General features: G+C 55.5%; 10 protein-coding genes. 4 read left to right on the plus strand and 6 right to left on the minus strand.

Going from position 1 to position 10,853, the window contains the following annotated elements:
* Positions 1–24: 24 nt before the first annotated feature.
* Positions 25–1,086 (minus strand): 7-bladed beta-propeller protein YncE, encoded by a 1,062-nt coding sequence (yncE, locus tag E0L16_RS11025; RefSeq protein WP_107535423.1) that lies wholly within the window; start codon positions 1,084–1,086, stop codon positions 25–27.
* 245 nt (positions 1,087–1,331) lie between these two features.
* On the opposite strand from yncE, the gene pqqU reads away from it, so the two are divergent.
* Positions 1,332–3,449 carry a TonB-dependent receptor PqqU gene (gene pqqU / locus E0L16_RS11030; protein ID WP_063866636.1) on the plus strand — a complete coding sequence of 706 codons (2,118 nt, stop codon included), beginning with the start codon at positions 1,332–1,334 and terminating at the stop codon, positions 3,447–3,449.
* A 131-nt stretch (positions 3,450–3,580) separates the two neighbouring features.
* Here pqqU and E0L16_RS11035 read toward each other — a convergent pair whose 3' ends face one another.
* From E0L16_RS11035 to E0L16_RS11045, 3 genes are all read right to left on the minus strand, one after another.
* The gene (locus E0L16_RS11035) at positions 3,581–4,249 is read right to left on the minus strand and encodes a GntR family transcriptional regulator (RefSeq protein ID WP_063449925.1); all 669 of its coding nucleotides are present in this window, start codon (positions 4,247–4,249) and stop codon (positions 3,581–3,583) included.
* Positions 4,250–4,510: 261 nt separating this feature from the next.
* Positions 4,511–5,545 (minus strand): NADP-dependent oxidoreductase, encoded by a 1,035-nt coding sequence (locus E0L16_RS11040; protein WP_131636919.1) that lies wholly within the window; start codon positions 5,543–5,545, stop codon positions 4,511–4,513.
* Positions 5,546–5,611: 66 nt separating this feature from the next.
* Positions 5,612–6,187, minus strand: coding sequence for a helix-turn-helix domain-containing protein (locus E0L16_RS11045; RefSeq protein WP_063866635.1), 576 nt, complete (start codon positions 6,185–6,187; stop codon positions 5,612–5,614).
* Between the two features lie 148 nt (positions 6,188–6,335).
* On the opposite strand from E0L16_RS11045, the gene E0L16_RS11050 reads away from it, so the two are divergent.
* A complete protein-coding gene (locus E0L16_RS11050; protein WP_131636920.1) occupies positions 6,336–6,854 on the plus strand; it encodes a GNAT family N-acetyltransferase in 519 nt (172 codons plus the stop codon).
* On the plus strand, positions 6,851–7,300 hold the full coding sequence (locus E0L16_RS11055) for a DMT family transporter (RefSeq protein ID WP_131636921.1): 450 nt from the start codon (positions 6,851–6,853) through the stop codon (positions 7,298–7,300). Before E0L16_RS11050 ends, E0L16_RS11055 begins: the two co-directional genes overlap by 4 nt.
* A 3-nt stretch (positions 7,301–7,303) precedes the next feature.
* Here the strand turns inward: E0L16_RS11055 and E0L16_RS11060 are convergent, their stop codons facing one another.
* Both E0L16_RS11060 and E0L16_RS11065 read right to left on the minus strand, forming a co-directional pair.
* Positions 7,304–7,537 (minus strand): YdcY family protein, encoded by a 234-nt coding sequence (locus E0L16_RS11060; protein ID WP_107535429.1) that lies wholly within the window; start codon positions 7,535–7,537, stop codon positions 7,304–7,306.
* Between the two features lie 99 nt (positions 7,538–7,636).
* Positions 7,637–9,235 (minus strand): ABC transporter substrate-binding protein, encoded by a 1,599-nt coding sequence (locus E0L16_RS11065; RefSeq protein WP_131636922.1) that lies wholly within the window; start codon positions 9,233–9,235, stop codon positions 7,637–7,639.
* A 282-nt stretch (positions 9,236–9,517) separates the two neighbouring features.
* On the opposite strand from E0L16_RS11065, the gene E0L16_RS11070 reads away from it, so the two are divergent.
* Positions 9,518–10,849: an SrfA family protein gene (locus E0L16_RS11070; protein WP_131636923.1), complete on the plus strand. Its 1,332-nt coding sequence runs from the start codon at positions 9,518–9,520 to the stop codon at positions 10,847–10,849.
* Positions 10,850–10,853 lie beyond the last annotated feature (4 nt).

Here is a 10,853-nt window from a genome sequence, read left to right on the forward strand (position 1 = left end):
CAGCGCCACCGGGCAATTCCCACATCAGAGTGCAATACGAATCACATCGTCAGGCTGGGTTGCTTCCTGCTGACGGGTAGACTTCTGTTTCACCGTCACGTACAACGTCTTGCCATCCGCTGACAGCGCCAGGCTGTTCGGGTAAACCGGCGTATCGTAGGTTTTGGTCACTTTGTAAGTTTTAGCGTCAATCACGCTCACCTTACCTGCCTCGCGGTGCGTCACGTAGGCTTCATTGCGTGCCGGGTTAAACAGTACGGCCAGCGATTCTGGCGCGGCGATTTTCTGCATCACGCTGCCATCTTTCAGGCTCACCACCAACACTTCTGGCTGTTTAGAATCCGTCAGGAACGCGCGCTGACCGGCAGTGTCCAGGCTCAGGTTCAGGTAGAAGTGCTCTTTACCGTCGTCCTGTACCTTCTTACGGCTGAGGATTTTATTGGTCGCGGTATCAATGGTGACCAGCTCGCCGTCCGCATTGGTGGTGTACAGACGTTTAGCCTGCGCATCCAGCGCCAGGCCGGTGCTGAACGTGCCGGTGTTCGTGATGGTGTCTTTAAGCTTCAGCGTTGCGCCGTCCACCACCCAAATCACGCTTTCTTTACCGATACCGGTAATGTACACCGTATTGGTCGCGTCATCGGCCACCAGCTGGCGCGGCTGAAGAGGCTTCACCGTGTCGCTACGCTTGCGATCGTCCAGCACCAGGCGCCCTTTCACCTCGCCCGTTTTGGCGTCAATCGCCGTCACGGCGCTGTTGACGGTGTTTCCGAACCACAGGGTCTGGGTGGCTTTATCGATCGTGGCGCCAAACGGCTTGAGATCGTTATGAATCGCCTGCGTCACTTCCAGCGTGACCGGATCCAGGCGATAAACCACGCCGCCTTTATCGGTTTTGCGGCTTTGAGTCGTCGCAACCCACAGCGCGTTTTCCTGCTGGCTGACGGCCATTTCATACGCGCCCTTGCCTACCGCTTTGCGCAGCATCTCTTCAGCAGCATGAGCCTGGAACGTACCGGCGATCAGTAAAGAACCCAACAGCAGAGACCCACGCAGGCGCGGCGAGCACAGATGACGTAAAGACATAACAATTCCTTTTTAAATGAGGAGATATACCGCTGACATCGCTTCCGGGGGCAAAGTCATCGCTTTGCCGCTATTTTAATGAGAATAGTAATCATTAATGAGTTGAATGTGGAGTATTTCTTTCCCTCATTCCATTACATTCACGAAATGTGCGGTTATAGTTTTCATAAGATTTACAAAGGATTTAACATATATACACAGGTTCCAGTTGATTTGGTTCGAATTTTTCTTAAACGGTTTATTCCATGAAAATCATTTCTGCCCGCAGGGCATCGCTACCACTGCTGTTCGTCCCCGTCGCTTTTGGCCCGCTGAGTGCGTTGGCCGCAGAAGAACAAACCCTGATTGTGAGCGCTACGCCGCAAACCGTCTCCGAGCTGGATACGCCAGCCGCAGTCAGCGTGGTACAGGGTGAAGACATGCGCCATGCCGCCCCGCGCATCAATCTCTCTGAATCTCTGGGGAGCGTCCCTGGCCTGCAAATCCAGAATCGCCAGAACTATGCCCAGGATCTGCAACTTTCAGTCCGCGGATTCGGCGCACGCTCAACCTTTGGCGTACGCGGGATCCGCATGTACGTGGACGGCATTCCGGCGACCATGCCCGACGGCCAGGGGCAAACGTCAAACATCGATCTCAGCAGCGTAGAGAGCATCGACGTGCTGCGCGGTCCCTTCTCCGCCCTGTACGGCAATGCCTCCGGCGGCGTGATCAACATTAATACCCAGACCGGACAGCAGCCGGCCACCGTTGAGGCCAGCAGCTATTACGGCAGCTACGGCACCTGGCGTTACGGCTTGAAGGCCACCGGCGCGGTGGGCGACGGTACGCAGGCGGGAGACGTGGACTACGCCGTATCCACCACCCGTTTCACCACCCATGGCTATCGCGATCACAGCGGCGCACGAAAAAACCTCGCCAACGCGAAACTGGGTGTCCGCATTGATGACGTCAGCAAGCTGACGCTGATTTTTAACAGCGTGGACATGAAAGCCAACGATCCGGGCGGACTGAGCTATCAGGAGTGGCAGAACAATCCGCGTCAGTCACCCCGCGGCGATCAGTACAACACGCGCAAGACCATTAAGCAGACCCAGGCCGGGCTCCGCTACGACCGTCAGCTGAGCGAGCAGGACGACCTCAGCGTGATGATGTATGCCGGTGAACGTGAAATGACCCAGTACCAGTCCATTCCTGCTACCACGCAGACAGCAAACCCTGCGCATGCGGGCGGCGTGATTGATATGCAGCGTCACTATCAGGGTATTGATACGCGCTGGACACACCGGGGCGAGCTGCTGGTGCCGGTGACCTTTACTACCGGCCTGAACTACGAAAACATGAGTGAAAATCGTCGCGGGTATGAAAACTTCGTGATGGACAACGGCGTGCCGGAACTTGGCGTGAAGGGCAACAAACGCCGGGACGAACGTAACCTGATGTGGAACCTGGATCCTTACCTGCAAACCCAGTGGCAGCTAACGCAAAAACTGTCCGTTGAGGCGGGCGTGCGGTACAGCTCCGTCTGGTTTGACTCCAACGATCGTTACATTACGCCGCAAAACGGCGATGACAGCGGCGACGCCAGCTACCATAAATGGCTTCCGGCAGGTGCAGTGAAATACGCTGTGACCGACGCATGGAACCTGTATGCCGCAGCGGGACGCGGATTTGAGACCCCAACCATCAACGAACTCTCCTATCGCTCTGATGGGAAAGGTGGCCTCAATATCAACCTGCAACCGTCAACCAACAATACCTATGAGATCGGCAGCAAAACCCGCATCGGCAATGGCATCCTGACGGCAGCGCTGTTCCGTACGGACACCGACAATGAAATCGTGGTCGACGAAAGCAAAGATGGCCGCACCACCTACAAAAATGCGGGAAAAACGCGCCGACAGGGTGTGGAAATTGCGCTCGATCAGCAGTTTGCCGAGAACTGGAAGCTGAAAATGGCGTGGACCTATCTTGATGCCACCTACCGTACTAACGTCTGTAACAATGCAGACTGTAGCGGCAACCGAATGCCGGGTATTGCCCGTAACATGGGGTATGCATCGTTTGGCTGGGAGCCGGAGGAAGGCTGGTACGCGGGTGCAGATGCACGCTACATGAGCGACGTTATGGCAAACGATACTAACACCGCCAAAGCGCCCTCTTATACCGTGGTCGGTCTGAATACCGGGTATAAGCTCAATTACGGCAAATGGGGAATGGACATCTTTGGTCGCGTCGATAACCTGTTCGATAAAGAGTACGCCGGTTCAGAGATTGTTAACGCTGGCTACAACCGGTATTACGAACCTGCCCCTGGTCGTAACTATGGCGTGGGCCTGTCGGTCTCATATCGTTTTGAATAAAACAGTCTCCGGCAGCGCGCGTTGCCGGTAAAAATTAAAAAAATAACATTATTCCCGGTTGCCTGATGCGCCGGGAATTCATTCAGGAAATGTTAAACAGGTATAAACAGATAAGTCTGCCAGAAAGCGCCTTAACTGTAGTACTGTCGTTGCAGAAGAATATTGGCTTCGTCGATGGCTTTATCGATCGCTTCCCGGCTGGCCGCCACATCCCTTTTCTCAAGCGCAGAAAGCAGATCGTCATAATGATAGGTCTCTGCGGGCACGTCACTCAGCTCTTCATGCAGGTAGTTGATACACGGCCCTATCCGTACCCACAGCTGCTCGATCAGCGAGTTCAGGGTCGGCATCTCGGCATATTGATAGAGGGTAAACCGGAACACGCGGTTGGCCTGAATCGCTTTCTGCACATCGCCCTGATGCATGGCGGTGCTGAAATTATCAGCCAGCGCACGTAGTGCATCCAGTTTGGTGTCGGTCATATTCTGGCACGCCGCCGCAACGGCCATCGGCTCAAGCTGCTTTCTGATGGCGTTAATTTCGTTATACCGTTCCAGCGTGACTTCCGGGACCAAAAACGCCTGCGCAGGCGTGGCCTGTAAGGCGCCCGCCGACACCAGGCGCAGCAGGGCCTCGCGCACCGGCGTGATGCTGGTGCCTAATTTATCCGCAATCTCTTTGGTGATGAGTCGAGCCCCAGGTTTTAATGAGCCCGTAATTAACGCTCCCTTTAAACTGTTCTCAACTTGCATAGTCAGACTGATTCTTTGTGCTTTTTCCAAATTATCCAAATCAAGCATGTCAAATTCCCGTAGCCAAAACAAAATGCCATTTTCGGCGACTGTTTAAAAAAACATCGCCGGTTCGATATAATCCTGTATCGTCATGCCTGGTAAGTTGGGCGCGCGTTAAAATAAAAAATCGTTCAAATAATAGTGCGTTTACCACTTATGGCTCAGCTGGGCCGAAGGCGCGCAAAGCTTATGGGTTAATTAAAGACAATATATCGTATCTGCACAAATAATTATGGCGGACCCCGTCCGCCATAACCGATGCCCTGATTAGTCTGCCGCCACGCGGATCACGACTTTGCCGAAGTTTTTCCCTTCAAGCAGCCCAATCAGCGCGTCAGGGGCCGCTTCCAGCCCTTCCGTAACCTGCTCGCGATAGTGAATTTTGCCTTCCTGCACCCAGCGGCCCATTTCTTGCTGGAACTCGTCAATACGATGACCATAGTCCTGAGCGATAATAAAGCCCTGCATGCGGATGCGTTTTTTCAGGATGGTTCCCATCAGCAGCGGTAACCGGTCCGGACCCTCCGGCAGGTTGGTCGCGTTGTAGCCGCTGACCAGTCCACAAACCGGTACGCGCGCGGAGGTATTCAGTAGCGGCAGCACGGCGTCAAAGACTTTACCGCCGACGTTTTCGTAATAAACGTCAATGCCCTGCGGGCAGGCTTTCGCCAGTTGTTCAGCAAAATCGTCCGCACGGTGATCCAGACAGGCGTCGAAACCAAGCACTTCAACCGCATGACGGCATTTTTCCTCACCGCCGGCCACGCCGATGACCCGGCACCCTTTTATTTTACCGATCTGCCCCACCGTTGCGCCTACCGGCCCCGTGGCTGCGGCCACGACAAGCGTTTCCCCCGCCTGAGGCTGGCCGATATCGAGCAGCCCCATATACGCGGTGAAGCCCGGCATCCCCAGCACGCCGAGTGACCACGAAGGGCGCGACGGGTTTTCGCCCAGTTTCACCAGCCCCTTCCCGTCCGACAGTTCATAGTCCTGCCAGCCGCTGTAACCCAGAACCCATTCACCTTCTTTATAATCAGGATGGCGGGACGTCTCGACGCGGCTTACCGTACCGCCCACCATCACGGCACCAATCTCGACCGGAGGTGAATAGGATGGCGCATCGCTCATACGGCCTCGCATATACGGATCCAGCGAGAGCCATACGGTGCGTAACAATACCTGGCCCTCTGCGGGCGTGGGGATTGGCTGTTCTTCTAAGCGGAAGTTATCGGCGACCGGCGCGCCGTGCGGACGGGAGGCCAGTACCCAGCGTCGGTTTTGCGTAGTAGATTGACTCATTCATCTCTCCTTACTGCTGAAAATGTCATTCAAGCCTGGCACGTTATGCTGCGGATCGCTTTTGCATTATGAGCCGGACTGATTAAGCCGCACGACAAGATAAAGGCACGGTTCATCCGTTTCGTTGATAAACCGGCAGTCGTTCGGCGGCCCGAGTTCCAGACAATCTCCGGCCTTCATTTCATGGCGGGTGTCCCCCTCCAGAAAGACCAGTTCACCGGACTGCAACCAGATCAGCTGTCGCGCCAGCGCATAGGAGGAGGCAGGCATTGGCACATCGCTGCCCGCGGGCAGTTCGACCTGGACGAGATCGATAGGCAGATCGGTGCGCGGCGACACGTGGCGACGCACATAGTGGGTTTGCGGATCGCGCCACACGGGCTGGTTCGCCAGACGTAACAGCTTGCCCTCCTGCATTTCCGCGCGCGCGATGAGCGTTGACATGCTGATACCAAAGGCACCGGAAAGACGGGCAAGCAGCGTCGCCGTTGGGCTACTGTCGCCCCGCTCAATCTTGTGGATCATGGCGCGCGAAATCCCCGCCCGTTCGGCCAGTTCGCTTATAGACCATCCCCGAGACTCGCGTTCCAGGCGGATACGGGCGCTAATCCGTTGATTCATATTGTCTGTTATTGTATTCATGACGTCATACTATAGTGTATGGATGCTCTCTCTGGGTGGTCTGGCGGTAAAAAAATAGGGATTTTGTCGTAGCGGTGCAATACAAGAACTGTGTAATATTGTGAGTAGATCGTACTACTATAGTGAACAACACAGCCAGAGGTTAACCATGATCGTTCGTCATGCCTGCAAAGAAGATTGTGCCGCTATCGCTGAAATTTATAACCATGCGGTTCTGCACACCGCCGCCATCTGGAACGATAAAACCGTCGATACCGATAACCGTATTGCATGGTTTGAGGCGCGTACGATGGTGGGTTATCCGGTACTGGTCAGTGAAGAAGACGGTGTGGTGACGGGATACGCCTCATTCGGCGACTGGCGGGCATTCGACGGTTTTCGCCATACGGTGGAGCACTCGGTGTACGTTCACCCGGATCATCAGGGCAAAGGCATTGGTCGGCTGCTGATGAAGGAATTAATTAATGAAGCCCGCCTGATCGGTAAGCATGTGATGGTTGCCGGGATTGAGGCCCAGAACCAGGCGTCCATTCATCTGCACAACACTCTGGGCTTTATTACTACCGGAAATATGCCGCAGGTGGGCACCAAATTTGGCCGCTGGCTGGATTTAACCTTTATGCAGCTCCAGCTTGATCAGCGCAGCGATCCGGATGCTCTGCCATGAATCAATCGTTGACGTTAGCGTTTCTGGTAGCCGCCGGGATTGGGCTGGTGGTGCAGAACACCCTGATGGTGCGCATTACGCAATCCTCCTCCACCATTCTTATCGCCATGCTGCTCAATTCGCTGGTGGGGATCGTGCTGTTTGTCAGCATCCTGCTGGTGAAAAATGGCCTGGCGGGGGTTAGCGAACTGGCGTCAACGGTGCGCTGGTGGACATTGATCCCCGGGCTGCTGGGCTCGTTTTTTGTCTTTGCCAGTATTAGCGGGTATCAGAACGTGGGCGCGGCAACGACGATTGCCGTACTGGTGGCAAGCCAGCTAATTGGCGGCCTGGTGATGGACATCCTTAAAAGCCACGGCGTCCCGCTGCGCGCGCTGGTTGGCCCGGTCTGCGGCGCAGTGTTGCTGGTGGTCGGCGCCTGGCTGGTGGCGCGGCGCCAGTTTTAACCCTTACAGAATAGTCCCGCCCTGCGTAAGGTGAGCATGGCGCGCCTCCGCTTCTTCTTTATGTTGCTTACCGTGATGTGAAATCGCGGTGCGCAGGCGCTGCTGCTGGGTATAGCGATCTTCACGGCTCAGCTCTGCATCATCGCTTAATGCGATCAGCAGTTCATTCATGTGGGTAATAACGCTCTCTTCGATGGCGGCATCAACGCGCGCGATAACATCGTTTAAATGTGACATTGTCACTCCTTTTAACGTATTCGGTGGCGCCAGGCGTACCGGGCCTACGGGTGCTGAATGTAGGCCGGGAAACCCTGGCACCACCCGGCAATAATACGATCAGTTCAGCTTCGCTTTCGAAAAATCACTGCCCATCAGACTCACGCTGTAACCCGTCACGTTACTGCGGGTCGCGTAGAACGTTTTGCCGTTAGCTAACGCAATCCACGGCGCCTGCTGGTAGAAAATCTCCTGCGCCTGGCCGTACAGCTTCGCGCGTTCTTCCGGGGTGCTGGTCAGCTTAGCCTTTTGCACAAGCTCATCATACCCCTTATCGCACCAGCGCGCGGCGTTGGAACCGGTTTTAATGCTGTCACAACCCAGCAGTACGTCGGCGAAGTTATCCGGATCGCCGTTGTCGGACATCCAGCCGAACAGCGCGGAATCATGCTCGCCTTTACGCATGCCGGAGAGGTACTCGCCCCACTCGTAAGACACAATTTTTGCCTTCACGCCCACTTTCGCCCAGTCGGCCTGGATCATCTCCGCTATACGCCGTGAGTTCGGGTTGTACGGGCGCTGAACCGGCATCGACCAGAGCGTGACCTCCGCGCCCTTCTCCAGACCCGCCTGCTTCAGCAGGGCTTTTGCTTTTTCCGGATCGTAGTCGTAATCCTTCAGGTCTTTATTAAAGCCGAGCATGTTCGGCGGGATCGGCGATTTGGCTACCGTGCCAGATCCCATAAAGACCGCGTTCACGATGGCCTTTTTGTCCGTCGCATAGTTCAGGGCCTGGCGTACCAGCACGTTATCAAACGGTTTTTTCTCTGTATTAAACGCCAGATACCCCACGTTCAGCGCGTCCACCGAGTGCAGCGTCAGGTCTTTGTTTTTCTTGATCACTTCAAACTGCACGGGCGACGGCGCAGGAACGATCTGGCACTCGTTGGTTTGCAGCTTCGCCAGACGGGTTTCCACGTTTGGCGTGATGGAGAAGATCAGGTGTTTGGTCGGCACTTCACCGTCCCAGTAGTTTGGATTGGCGACGTAGCGGATCAGCGAGTCCACTTTGTACTGCTGAAGCACATAGGGCCCGGTGCCGATTGGCCAGGTATCCACATTTTCAGGCGTGCCTTTTTTCAGCATCGCATCCGCGTACTCGGCGGAGAGGATTGAGGCAAAGTCCATTCCCCAGTCGGCCAGAAATGCCGCGTTGGGTTCACTCAGCGTGAATTGAACGTGGTAATCGTCGATCTTTTTCACATCCTGAATGAGCTTGTCGAGGCCCACGTCATTAAAGTATTCGTAATTACCCTGGGAAACGTTGTGATACGGATGGTTAGGGTCTTTCTGACGCATGACCGAGAAAATAACGTCATCGGCATTGAAGTCGCGCGTCGGTTTAAAGAATTTATTGCTGTTGAACTTCACCCCTTTTCGCAGGGTAAAAGTATAGGTTTTACCATCGGGTGAAATGGTCCACGACTCGGCGAGCGAAGGCACGGGGGTATTTTTCACCGGATCGAAGTTAATCAGACGGTTATACAGCGTTTGCGAACTGGCGACGAACGAGGGTCCAGAACTGGCGATTTGCGGGTTAAACGACTCCGGTGACGCTTCGGAGCAGTAGATAATGGTGTCTTTGTTTGCCGCCCATGCGGCACTTGCCGGCAGCAGCGCGCTCAGCGCGAGGGCGAGCACGGTTTTCCCTGTAGACATGGTTATTACCCTTTCGGTTTTATTATAGTGGACAGTAATAACAGCACAGGCGATATAACCTGACAAATAACGAATCACTATCAGGTTATTCTAAAGCCGCACTTTTCGCTGGTTTAAGCACCAGCCCACGAAAAACGATTTGCCTTAAGGTGCGTTAGTCGTCAAGCACAACCGTCCCGATCAATGCCGCAAGAAATCGTCCCTTTTGCCGTCTCCTCAGCCGTTTGTTTGCAATCGCGTTTAGCTAAAGTAACGGCGTGAAAAAGTCTACAGGACCAAATCGTGGCAAAAACACTTTTACGCAGCGGCAATCTGGATGATTTTCAGGCCGTTGGCGGCGGCGGACAGGCCGTTTTTGAATCAGCCCTGCAAATACGGGAAGCGCTTCGGTTGCGCAAACAGCAGGCTATCGTCGATTGTCTGGCCATTCCTCAGGTCAATGACGGCGCCGACCGCGTTGACTGGTATTCCCCGGTTGAGGGCACGGTCTCCAGCTGGAAGGCGGCGGAAGAAGACGATCGCTTTCGTGCCCTGCGCTATCTGGAAAACACGCTCGCCAGCGTGGAGTCGCTGAGTAAAAAATGCCTCCAGTCACCGAAAACGGCGCAGCAGCTGTTTGGCTCACTGCTTTCAAAAGCCTTCCAGTTTCCCGGGGAAAACTTTGTCTATCTCGTCGATGGCAAGCCGGTGATCTGCTTCTGGGGTTTCGTCAATCTTAACGAGAATGCGCGCGATGACGTGCTGGACTGCCTGCGCGAATCGTTGATCCCTGAGCCTGAGCCAGAGGTGATTGTCGAACCTGAACCGGAGCCAGAACCCACCCCGGCGGTGACTTTTGAGCAGGCCGATGCCCCGCTTATCACGCCTGCGGCTACCGTCCGTATCACCGAAGATGAACTCTATACGCCAGAGCCGGTGCGCATGAACGTCGAGCCGCCAGAGCCCGCACCGACGGTCGTGCAGAAAAAGCGTCGCTCCCCTCTGTGGCTACTGCCGGTTGCCGCGGTCATCGTTGCGGCCATTGCCACCCCGCTGCTGTGGCCAAAACAGGCCGCGACCGCGGTGCCGGCCGCCACGCCTGCACCAGCCCCCGTGGCGATTGCGCCGGTCCCGGTTAAGACGGTGGAGCCGCTTGAGTTAAAACTCCCGCTGCACCAGGCCGAAGTGGTAGAGCCGAAGGTAAAAGCGCCTGCTCCGGCGGCCGAGCCTGTGGCCATTACCGCGATACCGAAAGATGCAATGGTGATGGAGGCAAACCAGGTCAAGGCCGGGTTAACGCGCTTCCTGAACGGTACCTGGCGCGCGTTTCTCGATGTGCAGGACCCGCTCACCGGCAAACCGCCATCGCTGCGCTATCAGATCCAGAACAACAAAGGTTTCGCCCGGGTCGTGCATGGCGACAATATTGTCTGCCGCGTGGACGTCTTCTCCGGATTACACAGCAACGGCGAGCTGTTGATCAAAACGCGCGGCAACGCACGTTGCACCGACGGCTCACGGTATCCGATGCCGGAAGTGACCTGTAAGGCGGGTGCCAGCGATGTGGCGGAATGCACCGCACGTTACGATGCCAACACCGTCGTTCCTTTGACGTTCAAGAAAGCAGGTGTCTGATCCT

The organism is Enterobacter quasihormaechei, from assembly GCF_004331385.1.
GTDB classification, from domain to species: domain Bacteria; phylum Pseudomonadota; class Gammaproteobacteria; order Enterobacterales; family Enterobacteriaceae; genus Enterobacter; species Enterobacter quasihormaechei.